The organism is Planktothrix serta PCC 8927, from assembly GCF_900010725.2.
GTDB classification, from domain to species: domain Bacteria; phylum Cyanobacteriota; class Cyanobacteriia; order Cyanobacteriales; family Microcoleaceae; genus Planktothrix; species Planktothrix serta.
Genome location: NZ_LR734832.1, coordinates 36,790 through 55,164 on the forward strand (window position 1 = coordinate 36,790; position 18,375 = coordinate 55,164).

At 39.7% G+C, this 18,375-nt stretch carries 13 protein-coding genes; 8 read left to right on the top strand and 5 right to left on the bottom strand.

Annotated elements, in window-relative coordinates; genetic code table 11:
• Nucleotides 1–75 precede the first annotated feature (75 nt).
• Nucleotides 76–522, top strand: coding sequence for a photosystem II protein PsbQ (psbQ, locus tag PL8927_RS02755; protein WP_083617388.1), 447 nt, complete (start codon nt 76–78; stop codon nt 520–522).
• A 193-nt stretch (nt 523–715) separates the two neighbouring features.
• On the top strand, nt 716–1,837 hold the full coding sequence (locus PL8927_RS02760; RefSeq protein ID WP_083617390.1) for an NAD(P)/FAD-dependent oxidoreductase: 1,122 nt from the start codon (nt 716–718) through the stop codon (nt 1,835–1,837).
• Between the two features lie 238 nt (nt 1,838–2,075).
• Here PL8927_RS02760 and PL8927_RS02765 read toward each other — a convergent pair whose 3' ends face one another.
• Nucleotides 2,076–2,969, bottom strand: a complete 894-nt coding sequence (locus PL8927_RS02765; protein WP_083617392.1) for a Ycf66 family protein — start codon at nt 2,967–2,969, stop codon at nt 2,076–2,078.
• 201 nt (nt 2,970–3,170) lie between these two features.
• Nucleotides 3,171–3,290, bottom strand: coding sequence for a photosystem II reaction center X protein (gene psbX, locus PL8927_RS02770; protein ID WP_083617394.1), 120 nt, complete (start codon nt 3,288–3,290; stop codon nt 3,171–3,173).
• 214 nt (nt 3,291–3,504) lie between these two features.
• Between psbX and PL8927_RS02775 the strand changes: the two genes are divergently transcribed.
• The 3 genes from PL8927_RS02775 (at nt 3,505) to mdh (ending at nt 6,397) form a co-directional block, all read left to right on the top strand.
• A complete protein-coding gene (locus PL8927_RS02775; RefSeq protein WP_083617396.1) occupies nt 3,505–3,783 on the top strand; it encodes a YggT family protein in 279 nt (92 codons plus the stop codon).
• A 257-nt stretch (nt 3,784–4,040) separates the two neighbouring features.
• Complete coding sequence (locus PL8927_RS02780; RefSeq protein WP_083617398.1) at nt 4,041–5,369, top strand: tetratricopeptide repeat protein; 1,329 nt, start codon at nt 4,041–4,043, stop codon at nt 5,367–5,369.
• A 56-nt stretch (nt 5,370–5,425) separates the two neighbouring features.
• Nucleotides 5,426–6,397, top strand: coding sequence for a malate dehydrogenase (gene mdh / locus PL8927_RS02785; protein ID WP_083617400.1), 972 nt, complete (start codon nt 5,426–5,428; stop codon nt 6,395–6,397).
• A 628-nt stretch (nt 6,398–7,025) separates the two neighbouring features.
• Here mdh and PL8927_RS02790 read toward each other — a convergent pair.
• Complete coding sequence (locus tag PL8927_RS02790; RefSeq protein ID WP_083617402.1) at nt 7,026–8,600, bottom strand: DGQHR domain-containing protein; 1,575 nt, start codon at nt 8,598–8,600, stop codon at nt 7,026–7,028.
• 114 nt (nt 8,601–8,714) lie between these two features.
• Here PL8927_RS02790 and PL8927_RS02795 point away from each other — a divergent pair, with 114 nt between their 5' ends.
• From PL8927_RS02795 to dndD, 3 genes are read left to right on the top strand one after another with little or no spacing between them, the layout of a single operon-like run.
• Nucleotides 8,715–9,683: an HNH endonuclease gene (locus PL8927_RS02795; protein WP_083617404.1), complete on the top strand. Its 969-nt coding sequence runs from the start codon at nt 8,715–8,717 to the stop codon at nt 9,681–9,683.
• Between the two features lie 7 nt (nt 9,684–9,690).
• Complete coding sequence (gene dndC, locus PL8927_RS02800; RefSeq protein WP_083617406.1) at nt 9,691–11,271, top strand: DNA phosphorothioation system sulfurtransferase DndC; 1,581 nt, start codon at nt 9,691–9,693, stop codon at nt 11,269–11,271.
• 27 nt (nt 11,272–11,298) lie between these two features.
• A complete protein-coding gene (gene dndD / locus PL8927_RS02805) occupies nt 11,299–13,284 on the top strand; it encodes a DNA sulfur modification protein DndD (protein WP_083617408.1) in 1,986 nt (661 codons plus the stop codon).
• Between the two features lie 287 nt (nt 13,285–13,571).
• On the opposite strand, the gene PL8927_RS02810 is transcribed toward dndD, so the two are convergent.
• Nucleotides 13,572–13,847 (bottom strand): glutaredoxin family protein, encoded by a 276-nt coding sequence (locus tag PL8927_RS02810; RefSeq protein ID WP_083617781.1) that lies wholly within the window; start codon nt 13,845–13,847, stop codon nt 13,572–13,574.
• Nucleotides 13,847–18,124, bottom strand: coding sequence for an EAL domain-containing protein (locus PL8927_RS02815; RefSeq protein WP_083617410.1), 4,278 nt, complete (start codon nt 18,122–18,124; stop codon nt 13,847–13,849). Before PL8927_RS02815 ends, PL8927_RS02810 begins: the two co-directional genes overlap by 1 nt.
• Nucleotides 18,125–18,375 lie beyond the last annotated feature (251 nt).

An 18,375-nucleotide genomic window follows, 5' to 3' on the forward strand; every position in this document is an offset into this window, starting at 1 on the left:
AACAATAGTAAAATCCCTAATCGGAATATATTGGGGACTGTTGTGTTTTTTAGTAAAACTCTAAACACTTAGGATATGAAACGTTATCGTTCAATTCTGGCTTGCATCTTAGCCCTGATTACAACTTTTGTGGTGGGTTGCGGTTCTCCGAAAGTGGAAATTCCTAAAACCTACACAGAAGCTCAAATTCAACAAATCCAGAAATATAACTCTGATATTTTGGCCCTGCGCGATCGCTTTACCACTGAACTTCCTCGGTATATTAGCGCTCGCAACTGGGTACAAGTGGATACCTTTATTCACGGGCCATTGGGATCATTGTTGCAAGAAATGAATTATTTAACCAAAAATTTGTTGCCCGATACCCAACCTAAAGCTCGTGAACTGGCCAGAGAAGTGTTTGAACACTTAGTCCAAGTCAGCAAAGCCGCAGAAAACCGTGATCCTATCAAAGCTGCGTCAGGATATCAAGAAGCCCTGAAAGATTTAGATGCGTTTTTAGGTTTAGTTTCTAACGCTTAACAAAGCTTAGTTGAACTCGCAATTAATTTGAAACTGTAGAGACGTGAAATTTCGCGTCTCTACAAATTATAGCAGGGAAGAGGGATCGCGGATTTAAGAGGATTTCACGGATTTCACGGATTTTAATCTGTGTTTTCGTAATTCGTAATTCGTAATTCGTAATTCCCAATTCGTAATTATTAAACATTTTTTTATGAATCATCTTGTTATTATTGGTTGTGGTGTTGTTGGGGCAACAATTGCTTATGAACTTGCCGCAATTCCTGATTTAAAAATTACTGTTTTTGATCAAAATTATCCGGCTCAAGCTTCAACGGGAGCAGCGTTAGGGGTTTTAGTAGGAATTATTAGTCAAAAATTAAAGGGACGGGCGTGGCGACGGCGAGAGTTTAGTATGCAGCGTTATGAGAGTTTAATTCCTGAATTGGAAGCAATTACAGGGCGAAAGATTCCTTTTAATCGTCAAGGAATTTTATTATTATGTTATGGGGAAGATGAATTAGAAAAATGGCAAAATTTAATTAATTTACGCCGTTCTCAAGGGTTAGAATTGCAATGGTTAAATCAAGAAGAAGTTAAAACTCAATATCCTCAGATTAATACTAAAAATGTGGTGGGTGCTGTGTATTCTCCCCAGGATCGACAACTTGATCCAACTCTATTAACATTAGCATTAGTTGAGGCGGCTCAACATCGGGGTGTGAGGTTTGAATTTGGGGTTAAAGTAGAGTCTTTAGAAACTTTAAAAAATACCGATGAGCAACAAGTTTGTCAACGAGTTAAAACCAGTACAGGAGAGTTAAATGTTGATTGGGTTGTCGTTTCTGCGGGGTTAGGAACAACACCATTAATTTCTCAAATTGCTACAGAAAATCATCCTAAAAAACCGATTAATATTCGTCCAGTTTTAGGACAGGCGGTGCAAGTTCGGTGTCTTGAAAGTTTGGGAAATGGAGAATTAGAACCTGTAATTACGGGAAATGATGTTCATATTGTGCCGTTAGGAAATGCGGAATATTGGATAGGAGCAACGGTTGAATTTCCTGAACAGGGGGATGAGATTTTAGCAAGTTCTGAACAATTGGATTTAGTTTTAAAAGGTGCGATCGCTATTTGTCCAGCTTTAGAAAATGCTACTCTAATTAAACAATGGTCAGGGTTACGTCCCCGTCCTGACGGAATTCCTGCTCCTGTAATTGGAAATTTACCCGGATGTAAAAATATTTTATTAGCGACTGGACATTATCGCAATGGCATTTTATTAGCTCCAGCAACGGCTGATGAAATTAGAGGGATGTTGACGGTTGACGGTTGACTGTTGACTGTTAATAGGTGTGTGGAACAGGCATCTTGCCTGTTATATAAACTGGGGTGTCGGGTTTCAGCGAAGAAGTGTCTATTATTTCTCTTTGTCCCCCTCATCCCCTGTTCCCTGTTCCCTGTTCCCTGTTCCCTCTTCAAGTAGCAATATACAAAAAAATTAGGAATCAGGCTGGGAATCAATATAATCCTAATGCCTAATTCCTAAAGTTTGGACTTGATTGTGATCAGATTTACTTTTCAAAATTAGAAGAACTATCCACCTCATCATCGGAATAGTCTACGGGTCGATATTCAACATAATCTGTTGAATTATGATTGCGATTGCGATCTTCGGAATAACGATATTCTGAAGAAGAGGCAGAAGCAGAAGCAGAAGTGGAAGCAGAAGGACGACGACGAGAACGGGGTGTTTCAGAAACTGACCAATCCTCTCTATCTACTCTATCTACTCTATCTACTCTATCTACTCTATCTGTTCTATCTACTGAAGGCGAAGCCGGAGGACGGCTAGAGCGATTTTTTGCAGGTCTTTCTTCCCGTTCTCTGGGGGGTTCTCCCCAATCGGATGCCGTTTCAGGAGGAGCTTCAGGACGGGGACGACGCTTGCGGGAACGATCTTCTAGGGGAGGATAGTCAACACTGCTGCTTCTGCGACTAGAAGAGGGACGCCGACGCACAGACTCATCTTCATAGGTATCGGCTCTGCTTAAGCGACTATCCCGACTACCACGAATTTGACGAGCCATTGGCATATATTCGTCTGTCGGTTCCAGTTCGTCTAATTCTGCATCCACTCGATAAACGTCACTGACATAACGTTCATCGTCCACAATCGGAGCGCGTTCTTTGGCTTGGACAACAGCAATTCCTCGGAGGCGAATACTTTCGACTGCAAAGAAAATCGCACTTCCGGTTAATAAAAATTGACCAAACGCTAGAATGGGATCAAGTCGCCATCCCTGAAATAGCAGAATCCCGCCACAGAGTAATCCAATGGCGGCAAAGAAAATATCATGATCTCGTGCCAGTTTTGGACGCCAGGAACGCAGGAAATATAATCCAGCACCAGCAACCGCGAGCATAATTCCGATTAAGCTGCTGAAATTTAAACCTAAATTAACCATTATTTTTTCTCCTATGCCAGTCCTATCTTAGCGACTTCTCTTGAAAATCTCTACTGCTCCGGGCTTCAGGGTGAATATTGTTAGCAACAATAGACAGCAGGGGCTAGTAATTCAGATGAAGTTCTGATTCTTAGCCCCTGAGTTTATGGGTTTAACAAGGATTTTGGCAAGTGCGCCTAGACTTGTCTCCAGAGAGTTATTCTAGGAACGAATAACTTTATCCTTCTGGCTGATAAAAATCAGACCGACGGTAGCAGGAATCACCACAATCAGGATTCCGGCCAGCAAACTATAAAAAAAGTTCATCAATGAAGGTGTCATAACAAATGCGATCCTTGTCTTAGAATGATTTCTTAGTTCACTATTTTAACAATAGTTGACACTTGATCGCCCGAAAAGAGCGAGGATTCTTGGTTGATCCAGTTTCCGGTCAGAATTTTGATCAGCCGTCTCCCTATTTCTCAGACAATACCCCAAAACCGTTAAAATTGATCCTAGAAACAGTAACAAAACTTAAAATATTTTTTCTGCTGCTATGACAACAACGGTTTTAATCTGGGGTTTAGGCTTAAGTCTGGGTTTGATGACCTTTTTGTTTATTTTCAGAATCGTCTTAACTTGGTATCCCCAAGTCAATCAACAGCGTTTTCCCTTCAACTTGATTGTTTGGCCAACTGAACCCTTTTTAGTTGTCACCCGCAAAATTGTTCCGCCTTTGGGTGGTGTAGATATCACCCCGATTATCTGGGTGGGAATTTTCAGCCTGCTGCGGGAAATGCTAATTGGTCAACAGGGGTTATTACGGATGATGTGACCAACCTGGCAATAGTTCAGAAGGGTTAAGCTTTAATTTAACCACAAAGACACAAAGAAGTTGTTGTAAAGACTAACCTGCTGATTGCTATAACTTTGATATTCTGGCCTATTGCTCCTAGAGCATGAGATTGTAACTGTTCAATATTGGGGTAGAAGGATTTAGCTAAATAGCCGAATCAAAAAGGTGTATTATGTGCGATATCTTGGTGGTTTTGCCCCAATTCTCGATAACAACTCTATTGTCTAAACCTATTTATGCTACGCCGAATTATTCAATTTTTCAAACGACTGATTCAACGACTGTTCGGGAAACAGCCTACTCCTCCATCCCCAGCATCGGAAACTGTGATTCCTCGGACGGATACCGAATATGAAGCTCTATTTCTGCAACTGTTGGACACGGTACAACAAGGGTCAAGTCGGGGGCAAATTAAAGGGTGGTTCATTGGTCATAAAGTTCAGGAAGGGGAGTTAGTTGCTTGGTTGGAACGGTTTGGAACTCGGCTTCAGGAAGCACCTTCTCAACATGAAGAACTGGCGCAACGGATGGTACGGTTGGGGAGTCTGGATATTGGGCCTGTGGGAACGGTTTCGGGACGCATTGGCAGAAGTCTTTTAGAACAAATCGCTCCGCAAACAGAGACTCCTATTTCAGAGAATCCTCAGTCTTATCCGATTATTGACGCGGAATTTGTCGGGGATGGTGTCACCATTTCAACGGAAGAAGTTAATCAAGAAGTTGAGGAGAATTATACCCCGATTACAGAAGAATTAGTGCCTGTAATTCAATCAGATGAACCCTTAGCTGTTGAGGAGAATTTTGCCCCGATTACAGAAGAATTAGTGCCTGTAATTCAATCGGAGGAATCCTTAACTGTTGAGGAGATTTCTACCCCGATTACAGAAGAATTAGCGCCTGTAATTCAATCGGAGGAATCCTTAACTGTTGAGGAGGATTTACCCGATATTGAGGGATTATTTGAACAAGGCATTCAACAAGATGAAGCCGAAGATTTTGAAGCAGCTTTAGTTTCCTTTGAAACAGTTATTCAACGGCAAAACGATCATGCTTTTGTGTGGTTCTATCGAGGCAATACCCTGAAAAGTTTGGGCAGAATCGAAGAAGCTTTAGACTCTTTTGAACAAGCGATTAGACTACGACCCGAATATGCTGACGCTTGGAATAATCGAGGGAGTGTTTTAGAACTTTTAGGTGACACTGGAGAAGCATTAAAATCTTATGAACTAGCACTTCAGTTAGAACCTAATGATCCTTATGTCTGGAATAATCGGGGAAATGCTTTATCAGATTTAGGACGATTAGAAGAAGCAGTAGAATCTTATGGAGAGGCAATTAAATTAGAACCCCATTATTTTAATGCGTTGTACAATCAAGGAATTGCTTTATCTAATTTAAACCGAAGTGAAGAAGCTTTAATCTCGTTTAATCAAGCGATAGAACTACAACCTAATGATCCTGATGGTTGGTATAATCTAGGTCTAGTCTTAGAAGATTTAGGACAAACAGAAGAAGCAATTGCAGCCTTTGAACAAGCAAAACAACTACAACCTGATGAAGATTGAGGCTAACAATATTCATTCTAAAATGGGTTTAACTTGTCGTTATTTGAGAGAATATTATGATATTATCCACTCCATTTTTCCCGCCATCTTGTCATTCCACACGAGTTTCAATTATTGGTGCTGGTAAAGTAGGAAGTACCCTAGCCCAGCGTATTGTTGAACAAAATATTGCCAATGTTGTTTTATTAGATATCTTAGAAGGGGTTCCCCAAGGGATTGCGTTAGATTTAATGCAAGCCGGTGCTGTTGAACGTCATGATCGACAAGTGATGGGTACTAATGATTATGCAGATACAGCAGGTTCAGATATTGTTGTGATTACCGCCGGACGTCCTCGAATTCCGGGGATGAGTCGAGACGATTTAATTCATATTAATGTCAAAATTGTTGCCGAGGCTGCCAAAAAATCTATTCAATATTCTCCCGATGCGGTGTTAATTATTGTCACTAATCCATTAGATATTATGTCTTATATTGCTTGGCACGTCACACAAATTGAACCGCATCGAATTATGGGGATGGCAGGGGTTTTAGATTCGGCTCGATTTGAGGCTTTTCTGGGAATAGAATTAGGAATGTCGGTGGCGAATATTGATGCAACGGTATTAGGAAGTCATGGGGATTTAATGGTTCCTTTACCCCGTTACACAACGGTTAATGGTATTCCGATTACAGAATTAATTGAACAAGAAACCATTGATAAAATTGTAGAACGCACCCGTCAAGGGGGGGGAGAAATTGTTGAGTTATTAAAAACAGGAGGAGCTTATTTCGCGCCAGCTTCTTCGATTAGAATTATGGTTGAATCTATTTTACGTCAACAATCGAGATTATTACCCACCTGTTGTTATTTACAAGGACAATATGGTTTGAATGATGTTTTTTTAGGGGTTCCTGCCTGGTTAGGATGTCGGGGAGTAGAACGAGTTTTAGAACTCGATTTAACAGAATCTGAACAGGAATCGTTGATGAAATGTGCCACATCAGTTCGAGAGGGAATTAATCAAGCTATAGAAATGTTGGGATGAGATCAGGGCTGTTTCAAAGTCAGATCTAAAATGCGATCGCATTTGAGTAATAATCAACAATTAAACCGTAGGGGCGGGTTCCGAGATGAGCTTTAATAATCAGTAATTATCTCCCTAAACCCGCCCTTTCTTCTCAGGCGATCGCATTGAAGAGAAGAGAGGGGCGGGTTTATTTAGATTATTGGTTAGAATTGAAGATAATTACAGAACCCGCCCCTACATTTTGTTGTTGAAAAAATGCGATCGCATTTGAGCAATCATCAACAATTAAACCGTAGGGGCGGGTTCCGAGACCAGCTTTAATGATCAGTAATTATCTCCCTAAACCCGCCCTTTCTTCTCAGGCGATCGCATTGAAGAGAAGAGGGGCGGGTTTAGTCAGATTATTGATTAGAATTGAAGATAATTACAGAACCCGCCCCTACATTTTGTTGTGGAAAAAATGCGATCGCATTTGAGTTTGACTTTTAGTTCAATATTTGATTAATTAGTCAAGTGTATATACGAACGCCCCCCTACAATATTATCTCTCCGGCGGCGGGTTTTGTCAACCCCCTTTCCCAGAAAAACGAAATTTTTTGAGGGGGAAGAATTTTTGTAACCACAAAGACACAAAGACACAAAGAAGTTATAAGGTTTGGGGTAAACCGACTTCTCTGGGTTTGACAAATTTACCTTCAAAACTGACGGCTTTATTTTCAAATGTTCTAGCATCGGCTAAGGCTTTGCGTAACTCGGCGCATTCCATCGGTTGCTGTATTCCTCCTAATAAATAGATGAGTAGCTTGGCGGCTAAGTCTTTTCCGGCGACTCTGACGCGGCGTTTATTGGGGTCATATAATACTCCATACCAGAGGGAGTCAGGATATTCCATCCCACTAAACCCCCCAGACCCATCAAAACTTTGCAATTTCTCAAAAATCTCTGTTATCGACCGTTGTTGATAAAATACCAACACCCCCAAGGCTGCGGCTAGGGCGACTTGACCCACTGGACGAAAGAGTAAATTTCCTTCGCCTCCGGGTTTTTCAAAACTAAACCGACGCAAGGCGGGAGTTTCCCAACTTTGTTCTAACTTTTGATAACTGGGTAAACTTGCCATCCCATCAAACAGTTGTTGTAGCGCTTCTATCCCGGTTTCTAATTCTTCGGGTGTGGGTCGCAGGGGAATTAACCCAGATTTTGCGGCTTTCCAGTGGGGAAATTTGGGACTTAAATACCGTTGACCCATATCGGTTAATGCTTGCAGGGTGGTTAAGACCGTTGACTTAGAGGCGACTGTGGCACTATCCCAATTAATTCTAGGGTTGCGTCCGGGTTTATCGCAAAATAAAGCATGGGAAACTACCACCTGACGAGTGACAATAGAAAACCCATCATCTTCATCTAATAGTGCTAATTGTCCTTTACTGAGTTTGACGGCCATTAAGTTAACGTGAACAAAAATAGACCTTACCCGTTGTCTGGCTTGGGCGCGAGTTTCTCCTTTGACCACTGCGGGAATAAATTCAACTCCGATGGTTTCTTGGGATAACTGTTGTAGCTGTTGGGGAGTGATAGCGAATTTTTGGCTAAGTTCTTTAACGGTAATAGCATCCCCGATGGGTTTTTTCTGTTTAGTGTAGGGTTGTAAACGTCCTGTCCGCAGGAGTTGCATTAACCCTTGTATCCCCATTAAGCGATGTTGTCCATCTAACGCAAACACGGATATATCGCCGGACATCTGCAATAGTCCGAGTTTTCCTTGGCTGTCGAGGGGGAGAAATTCAATGGCGGACTCGGTGGCGTGTCCGTCTTTATCCCATTGAGAGGCTTTGGGGTCATCGACCCAGGCGGGACTGAGGACAACTAACACCGCAGGGAATTTATGGTCTTTATGGTTGGTGAGATATTGGGTTAAGGTGGCTTGACGTGACCAGTCGAGGGGTCGTTGGAAAATTTCATCAACGGTTTCAGCGTCGCGCTCGACGTTACCTGTTGCGTCTAAATGAGGTTGAAATAAGGGCAATTGGGACGCAAAACCGACTTTGGCGGCTATCCATTCAAGGGTAACAGAACTGATAAAGGTTTCGGTTCCGGCCATTTGGCTTTTTTGGGCAAAAAGGCGATCTCTTTGGTTCAGGTAGATGTCCAAAAATTGGGAGATGTCAGCCCCAGGATTACAAATTGTTGCGATCAGATCTGAATGAGTTGCAGGTTCCATGAGTCCAAGATAAGCTTATAAGGCGATGGGTTTTTAAAAAAAAATTACCCATAAGGGTATCTTACCGAAATGAAAACGACAGGAGTATGTATAAATTTCGGTTAGGAGGAAAATATGGACAGTACACAACAACCTAACAACAGGCAAACTCTTGGAGACTATTGTAAACGCTTTTCGGAATTAAGGGTTAGTAAAATTCGTCAACGAGGTGATGCTCCTTATAAACCTATCTTGTTGTTATCTGTTATTGATCTGATCGCACAAGGTATTATTGAGCAAAACGAAATTACGGTATCAGATGAATTAATTGATACCTTCAAAAAGCATTGGCAATTTTTGGGAAATGAAGGATATTCAGGGGGGTTACACTATCCTTTTTTTCACTTGAAACGGGAAAATTTTTGGCACTTGAAGTTAAAGCCTGATTTTGATGGGTTTCAACCTAAGAGTATTAATAAATTGAAACAAGCGGTAGAATATGCTAAGTTAGATGAGCAATTATTTGAATTTATCAGAAATGGAGAAACCAGAAAAGAATTAGTAGATACTTTAATATCAGTTTGGTTTTCTGATACCCAAAAAGAATTAGAAGATATTTTAGGAGTAAATCAAAATTTACAAACTGAAGCGGAACAAGAGCTAACACAGTTAGATCAATTAATTGAGAAAAAAATCAGAATTTATAAATCTGTTATGAGAGATGCTTTTTTTAGGAAATCCATTATTCATATTTATGATTATAAATGTGCATTTTGTGGTTTAAGGGTAACTCGTTCTATTAATCAAACTATTGTTGATGGAGCGCATATCAAACCGATATCTTTATTTTATGATAATAAAATTGATAATGGAATTTCATTTTGTAAAAATCATCATTGGGCATTTGATCGAGGTTGGTTTACTATAGATAATGATTATAAAATTATTGTTGCAGAAGATTTACAAGAAATATCACCTCATGCTAGACCCATGAGAGATTTTAATGGAGATTCTATATTTCTCCCCAACATTGAAAAATTTTATCCAAGGCTTGATGCTATTCAGTGGCATAGAAGCAATATTTTCAAATCAGAATTAGGGTGATATCAAAATGGCAATTGATCAACAAATATCTTTATTCCCCTCTCGGAATGTTGAAGGATTTATCAATGATCTTGAAATTCTTAACCAAGAAGTTCAAGATTTATATTGTTTAGATGAAATTCCTTGGGTTATTGGTTATTCTGGAGGAAAAGATAGTACAGCAAGTTTACAGCTTATTTGGAATGCGATCGCAACACTGCCACCCGAAAAACTTAATAAGAAAATTTATGTTATTAGTACAGATACTTTAGTAGAAAATCCTATTGTTTCTGCTTGGGTTAATAATTCTTTAAATAGAATGAAATTAGTTGCACAGAAAAATAATTTGCCTATTGAACCTCATTTATTAATGCCTGAAGTGACGCAAACTTATTGGGCTGGTTTAATAGGGAAAGGTTATCCTGCACCTCGTCATCGGTTTAGATGGTGTACTGGACGCTTAAAAATTGATCCCTCTAACCGTTTTATTCGTGATGTTGTGCGGTCAAATGGGGAAGCTATTGTAATTTTAGGAACGCGGAAAACAGAAAGTTCTAACCGTGCAATGATCATGGCTAAACGTGAAATAAAACGAGTTCGTGATCATCTTTGTCCTCATCCTCATTTACCCAGTTCTCTACTTTATACCCCTATTGAAAGTTGGCGAACTGATGAAGTTTGGATGTATTTAATGCAATGGGAAAACCCTTGGGGTCTGGATAATAAAGAATTATTTGCAATGTATCGAGGTGCAACGGCTGATAATGACTGCCCGCTTGTTGTAGATACTTCTACCCCTAGCTGTGGAAGTTCTCGGTTTGGATGTTGGGTTTGTACTTTGGTAGATAGTGATAAATCATTAACTGCAATGATCCAAAATGATCAAGAAAAAGAATGGTTACAACCTCTTGTTGATCTGCGTTTAGAATTAGATATCCAAAATGATCGAGATAAACGAGATTTTAGGCGACTTGTTGGAACTGTTCAACTGTTTGAACGTAATATTGATGGGGAAATATCTGTTGAACCTATTCCGGGGCCATATACTAAAAAATGGCGAGAACATTGGTTAAGACGGGTATTAGAAGCACAACAACAAATTAGACAAACAGCGCCGGAAGAATATCGAGATATAACCTTAATTACAATAGGAGAACTTAGCGAAATTCGGCGAATATGGTTAGAAGAAAAACACGAATTTGATGATAGTGTACCTAAAATTTATCAGGAAGTTATGGGAGAAGCGTTTGAAGACCCCCGTTTGGGTGCAGGAAATACTGTTTTAGGTGGAGATGAATGGCAACTTTTAGAAGAACTGAGTCAGGGGGATACGATGTATATGGAACTGATGGCTAAACTCATTGATACCGAACGTCAATATAAAACAATGGCGAGACGAAATGGCATTTATGATGATTTAGAAAAGTGTTTAGAAACCAGTTCTCGACCTCAACAGGCTGCTATTGATAACGCTCATTATGAACGTAATTTGAAAGAAGCCGCAAAAACCGGAAGTGTTGAACAAGTCAAGCAAGCTGTTGAGGGAAAAAACCCTGACCCTCCGCAACAGTTAAGTTGGGCAACTTTGAAATTTCAAAACCCCTCTTAAGAGGTTAACATATCCCTATTTTTATTTATGATTTTCCTAGAATTAACAGTAGAAAACTTTGGCCCCTATCGAGGTAAACAAGTCATTGATTTACGTCCCCAAATTAATGATAATGTGATTAGTCCGATTGTGTTATTAGGTGGCATGAATGGAGGCGGCAAAACAAGCTTAATGGATGCGATGCGGCTGGCACTTTATGGACAACGCGCTCAATGTTCTACCAGGGGAAGTTTAAGTTATCCTGACTTTTTGAAACAAGCTGTTAATAAACAGACTTTAGCTCATGAAGAAACCAGTGTTGAACTGTTATTTGAACATATTATTAAAAATATGCAGGTGCAGTTTAGGGTTAAACGTCGCTGGACAAGAAACCCGAAAAATGGTAAGGATATTTTAGGGATATTAATTGATGACTGGCCGGACTCCGCTTGGTTAGAAACTTGGGATGAACGCATTGAAGATTTTTTCCCTATTGGTATTTCTAATTTATTTTTATTTGATGGCGAACAGGTCAAGGAATTAGCTGATTTAGAGAGTCCGCCTAATGTTGTGGTACAAGCTATTCAATCTTTGTTAGGATTAGAATTAGCGGAACGGTTAGCGATAGATTTAGATATTTTAGCTAACCGCAAACGTAAGCAGTTAGCGGACTCTAAGGAGTTAGCAACTTTAGAAGAAATTGAGGAAAAGTTAAATCACTATAAGTCAGAATGGGATCATGCAGAAATCGCCGTAGTCCAACTCAAGGAAAAGGCAGGAATTGCTCGAAAAAAATTATATGCAGCTAAGGATAAATTTAAACTCGAAGGCGGAAAAATCGCCGGAGAACGCAGTCAATTAGAAAAACAATTAGAAGATGAAAAGAAAAAAGCCCAACAACAACGGGATTATTTATGTGAATTAGCAGCCGATCATTTGCCTTTAGCTTTAATTACACCTTTATTAATTCAAGCGAAAAACCAAGGAGAAAAGGAGTTAAATCGAGAAAAAGCAAGAATAGCTCAGGATTTTATTAAAGATAGAGATCAACGATTATTGGAATATTTAGAAGAACTTAAATTAGCTAAAAAACAATTAGAAACGGTTAAAAGTTATTTAGAAAATGATTATCAACAATTAACAGATGATCAACAGAATCAAGAAACTCTATTTTTAGGACTTGATGAAAAAGTTTTGAATCAATTAAAAACCGTTTTAGAGCATCAACTTCCGAGTCAAATTCAACAGTCCCAGGATGCTTTAAATGCCTTAAGTATTATTGAAGAAGCTATTTCTAGTACCGATCAACAATTGGCTGTGGCTGCACCGCCAGAAGTCTATGAACAACTGTTAGAAAAAGTTTCCCAAGCACAAGGGGAATTAACTAAAGTTGAAACTGCTATTGAGCAAGCAGAACAACAGTTAAAAAAATGTCAAACTCAATATGAAAAAGCTAAAAAAGACTTAGAAAGATATAGTCAAAATACTATTGATCGAAAAAATGTTAATCATATTATTGATAGTGTTGCTAAAGTTCAAACTACCCTAAAATTGTTTAAGGAAAAACTCACCCTCAAAAAACTGAATAAATTAGAAGTAGAAGTCACTGAATGTTTCCGCTATTTATTACATAAATCGGATTTAGTGCATCGAGTCATTATTGAAACCGAAGATTTTAGTTTATCTTTGTATGATCCTCAAGGACAACCTGTGGAGAAACATCGGCTTTCGGCGGGAGAAAAACAACTGTTAGCGATCGCTTTTTTATGGGGGTTAGCGAGGGTTTCAGGATTAAATTTACCCATTGCTATTGATACTCCATTAGGTCGTTTAGACTCCTCCCACCGTCAAAACTTAATTGAACGGTATTTTCCCGCCGCCAGTCATCAAGTTATTTTACTCTCGACGGATACGGAAATTGGAGAAAAGGAAGTTAATAGTTTACGAGAACAAGAAGCGATCGCTCGTGAATATTTACTTAAATATGACCCTAGCGATCGCCAAACTCACATTGAGCCGGGTTATTTCTTTTAGGAATAGGCAATAGGCAATCTTGCTATAGGCAATAGGTAATAGGCAATAGGCAATAGGCAATAGGCAATAGGTAATAGGTAATAGGTAATAGGTAATAGGTAATAGGTGATAGGCAATAGGCAATAGGCAATAGGCAATAGGCAATAGGCAATAGGGAAGGGGGAGTAATTAATAATTGTTGATGTTTAATAGTAATAATTAGTCCCCCCTCGCCTTGCAGGAGAGGGGGTTAGGGGGAGAGGTCATACAAATTTTGGGAGAAAATGAAACAGCCCTGCTCCCTAACTCTACCAATATTTGTGTAACACTTGTTCCAACTGCGTTACCGACATCCGGGGGGAGGGGCGAGGAATGCGTTGTTCAATGTTATCAATATCACTGGATTTAAACAGCACAGGAATTTCATATTGATAGGTTTGAAACCAATCTTCCCGTGTTGTAATGTCTCGAATTTCTAATTGAAATTCTCCCAAAGTTTGGGATGAAGCTTGAATTTTCTCGATTTTTTCTTGTAATCCTTCGCACAAGTGGCAGTCCGGTTTACTGTATAAAATGAGTGTAATCATTGAGCTTCTTTAACCTCCGTTAATAACAGTTGTGTTGCCTGTTCAGCTTCTAAAGGTTTAGCGAACAGATAACCTTGTCCGAAGGGACAGCCTAATTGACGTAAAATTTTCATTTGTTGACGAGTTTCTATGCCTTCTGCTACAATATCTAAATCTAAATTTTGAGCTAAAGAAATAATTGCTTTCACAATTTGTAAAGGTTGGCTTTTTTTACCACTAAAAGAACTGGTTTTCTGATCTAAACGATTAATAAATGACCGATCAATTTTTAAACTATTTAAAGGAAATTGATGTAAATAACTCAAAGAGGAATACCCTGTCCCGAAGTCATCAATAGAGAGATGAATTTTGCGAGATTTTAATTGCGCCAGAATAATAAAGGAAGTACCTAAATTTTCCATAATCACACTTTCGGTAATTTCCAGTTTTAAATGAGCGGGATTACAGCCTGTTTCTGCTAAAATTTGATCAATTTGTTCTAAAAGATTAGGTTGACAAAGCTGTTTACTCGATAAATTCACACTCATGGTTAAGGGACAAATCTCAAAAGTAGATAGGGGTTTTTGACCGTGATGTTTTTCCATCCAAGCGGTCTGAATCATGCCAAATTTTTGCTTTAATTGTTCTTGCCAAATTTGCAGTTGACGACAGGCTTCTCGTAAAACCCAAGCTCCTAATGGAATAATTAATCCTGTTTCTTCTGCAACTGGAATAAACTCTACGGGCGACACTAAACCCCTAGTGGGATGGAGCCAACGGACTAAGGCTTCAAATCCCGTAATTTTACCATTCGATAAAGAAACAATTGGTTGATAATAAACTCTAAAACCCGTGAGATTAGTGGGTTTTTCATAGGAATATTCTAATAAATGTTCTGTGGCTCTTAATGCCGTTGAATCATGACTTTCTAAGGGAGTTATGGATTCTGATTGCTGTGGAGTTCCGATCCGCATTCGTCCATAAATCGCTTGTCGTAAATCCGTTTCCAACTGCAACATAGACATTGTTTGACTATGTATTGTTAAGTCAAAAACTTCATATCGAGCTTTACCTTTCGCTTTTGCCCGATACATGGCAATATCAGCATCTCGTAAAAAATCTTCAGGATTATTATACAATAAACATTGATAGGATTGACTATTATTTTCGGATTGCTGATAATAGCCTCGACTGGGGACAATTCCAATACTAACAGTTGTAAAAATTTCATGTCCTTGGATATAAAAAGGCTGGGTTAATTCATCGTGAATTCTCTCGGCCATTCGGGTTGCATCGGCTATACTTTGAATCCGATAGATCAAAATTGTGAATTCATCTCCGCCTAAACGAGCAACGGTATCGAGGGGTTTGACACAATAGAGGAGACGATGGGAAATTTCAATTAACAGTTGATCTCCGATCAAATGTCCTAAACTATCATTAACTACTTTAAATCGATCTAAATCTAAAAATAAAACGGCAAACTCATAATTAGATTCTTGTCGAGATCGTTTTAAGGACTGGGCTAAACGTTCATTAAAAAAGCTCCGATTCGGTAATTGGGTGAGGGCATCATGTAACGCTTCATACATCAGTTGGGCTTCAAAGCGTTTACGTTCGGTAATATCCCGAATAATAATTTGAATCGCTGCTTGACCTTGATAGTTGGCAGGAATTCCGACGATTTCAACATCAATCACTTCTCCATTTAAGCGAGTTAATTTTTGCTCCAGTAACTCAACGGATTGTTGTTCATTTTTAGGGTCTGGAATTCGAGCCTGAGTCGAGTTAAAATCATCAGGAGGAAGGAAATCAAAAATGGAACGACCGATTAAATCTTGAGGGCGATTAGCACCTAATAGTTTAGCTCCAGCCATATTAATATAAACCAATTTTTCTCCATCATGAATAGCAATGGTTTCTGGAGATAATTCCACTAAACGACGATAGCGTTCTTCACTTTCTCGGAGAGCTAATTCAGCTTCTGCTCGTTGTTGTTCCGTTTGGTTAGCCGCAATAAATCGACCAATACTTTGAGCCATTAACTCTAAAATTTCCAGTTCATGGGATTCATAAGCGATATTTTTCACCTCTGAACAAGCAAAAGCTAATGTTCCATAAATTTCGCCATTCACCCATAACGGTGTTCCTAAACAAGTTTCCAGATGAAACCTTTGATAGCTTTGGAGTTGATTAAATTGAGGATTTTGCCCAATTTGGGTATGAATTTGAGTTGTCTGGGTCTGAATCACTTGCTGACAGTAACTTTCTTCTAAAGGCACGGTTATACCGGGTTGAATCCGATCTAAATCCGAATGCACGGTATCGATAATAATATTATTATTTTCTAATCGACTGATTAAACCAATCGACAGTTGAAAAATTTCACAGCCCGCTTGTAGATAATCTCGAAAAAGTTCATCTAAATTTTGATGATTATAGGTTGTAATTCGATGCAAATGTTTGAGATTAGAGCTAAATTGAGCTAAGGCTTTAGATTTTAAAACTAAGGCTTGTTCGGATTGCTTGCGTTTAGTTACGTCGGCTTGAATGCCAATAAAATGAGTCAGATGTCCTTTTGAACTATACACCGGAGCAATAGAAAGTTCATTCCAGAAAAAAGTCCCATCTTTACGATAATTTCGGAGTTGAACATGACATTCTGTGCCTTCTAAAACCGCCCGCCGAATTTGTTCAACCCCTAAATTATTAGGATCATTACCTTGTAAAAATCGACAATTTTCGCCTAAAATTTCTTCCCGCTTATAACCCGTAATTCGTTCAAATCCAGAATTAACAAAAATAATCGGATTATCCGGTTGTGTCGCATCGGTGATCACAATTCCATTGCTACTACTATTAATTGCGCGTTCCATTAATTGTAAACGTTCTTCGGCACGATGGCGTTCAATTGCCGCCGCTAACACATTAGCGATCGCTTCTAAAAAATGAACATCCTCTGGAGTAAACTGACGATGGCGATGACTATGAACACTTAAAACCCCCCAGAATTTTGAAACCGGGGACTGGGGCTGTTTTTTACCTAAAGTAGAATCCTGTTCCCAACGAGCAATCACCACACTCATGCCACTAATAATTCTATGATTATGTAGCAGAGGACTCCCTGAAAACCGGGTTTCAACTCGTAAATCATCAACAACAACGGGTTCATTTTTGAATAAGGTATATCCCGCTTGAGACGTGACGTGGGCGCTGACCCGGGCATTCCCCACCAGTCCCGGTTGCCAACCCACTCCTGCCCGCAACCAAAAGGCATGACCACCGGGCATGAGTTCCAACAGTTTGCAATATTCTACACCCAGGGTTTGCACGACGGCGGAGACGGCTGCATCCATCAATACCGACAGGTCTGAATGAATCAGTGCTTGTTGACCGAGATAAGCAACGGTGGCTTGTTGACTCACCCTAGACTGTAAGCTGGCTAAAAGTTGATGTTCGGGAGCAAAAGTTGGAACTTCCTCCAGGATTTCCTGAATGTTGATTAAGATAGCGATTAACTCGCCTAATTCATTGCGAAGGGGTAACAGGGTAGCACGACATTGGCTTAGTGTTCCATCCCGGTGATAGAAGGGAATTTCATGGGTATATCCAGAATAGTGATAGTAAAGGTGATAGCTGCACAGGTCGTAAGCCAGATGATGCAATGGGGACAAATTGATATCTACCAAAGTCTGACCCAGAACTTGGGATTTTTCATAACCAAATATCTGTTCGGCGATGGGATTCCAATCGATAATCTGGTTTTCTACGTTGATCAGAATTACCCCTTCTTGCCAATGGTCAAAGGTTGGGCCTAGGCGTGAGGGCAGGGAGTGAGTCGAGGAAATGGGAATCAGGTTAGAGTAGGTGGATAGTATCAACGCCTCTCCATTCACTGCGAGTAAACGGATCGACACCATTGTCAGCCAGAGTGTCCCATCCGCCCGTTTGACTTGCAGGGGTTGTTGTTGTAGGGAATTCTTTTTTCGCAGCGTCTCTAACAGGATGTCTCGATCCCTGAGATTAGCAAATATATCGAGTTCAGTAAAGTTAAGGTGTTCGGAAGTTAAAAATCCAAAGGTGTGTTGAAAGCGAGAATTACAGTAAAAAACTTTGCCATCAGCCATCCGACTGATCACCAGGGGCACTTGCATTAATTCTGCAATTGCCTGAATCAGAATTTGGCTCTCTGGCAATGCAACCTCCACATCTGAACCCATGACCCAGGCCCGATCAATAGATACTATGGGATAAAGTTGCTCTTGATCTCCGTGTGTCCCGTGTTTGTTGAGCATCAACTAAGTTCCAGCATTGTCTGTCCGACTACTCGTATCACCGACTCGCAGAGTATTCGACGCACCAAGGTTTTTTTATCTGCTCCTCCGTATACATTCTACGATTATCATCATCAAATTTTGACTTTTTTTAACGAAAATTAAAAAAAAGTTAACAAAGCTCTTGCATATAATTGAGATGGACATCAGTTTTGGACAAAAATTTGTAGTCCGGTTAATAGACTCAGACAAGGCTAATTATTTTTGGAAAA

Coding starts and splice junctions, on each gene's coding strand:
- psbQ (WP_083617388.1), top strand. CDS start 76: ATGAAACGTTATCGTTCAATTCTGGCTTGCATCTTAGCCCTGATTACA.
- PL8927_RS02760 (WP_083617390.1), top strand. CDS start 716: ATGAATCATCTTGTTATTATTGGTTGTGGTGTTGTTGGGGCAACAATT.
- PL8927_RS02765 (WP_083617392.1), bottom strand. CDS start 2,969: ATGGTTAATTTAGGTTTAAATTTCAGCAGCTTAATCGGAATTATGCTC.
- psbX (WP_083617394.1), bottom strand. CDS start 3,290: ATGACACCTTCATTGATGAACTTTTTTTATAGTTTGCTGGCCGGAATC.
- PL8927_RS02775 (WP_083617396.1), top strand. CDS start 3,505: ATGACAACAACGGTTTTAATCTGGGGTTTAGGCTTAAGTCTGGGTTTG.
- PL8927_RS02780 (WP_083617398.1), top strand. CDS start 4,041: ATGCTACGCCGAATTATTCAATTTTTCAAACGACTGATTCAACGACTG.
- mdh (WP_083617400.1), top strand. CDS start 5,426: ATGATATTATCCACTCCATTTTTCCCGCCATCTTGTCATTCCACACGA.
- PL8927_RS02790 (WP_083617402.1), bottom strand. CDS start 8,600: ATGGAACCTGCAACTCATTCAGATCTGATCGCAACAATTTGTAATCCT.
- PL8927_RS02795 (WP_083617404.1), top strand. CDS start 8,715: ATGGACAGTACACAACAACCTAACAACAGGCAAACTCTTGGAGACTAT.
- dndC (WP_083617406.1), top strand. CDS start 9,691: ATGGCAATTGATCAACAAATATCTTTATTCCCCTCTCGGAATGTTGAA.
- dndD (WP_083617408.1), top strand. CDS start 11,299: ATGATTTTCCTAGAATTAACAGTAGAAAACTTTGGCCCCTATCGAGGT.
- PL8927_RS02815 (WP_083617410.1), bottom strand. CDS start 18,124: ATGCTCAACAAACACGGGACACACGGAGATCAAGAGCAACTTTATCCC.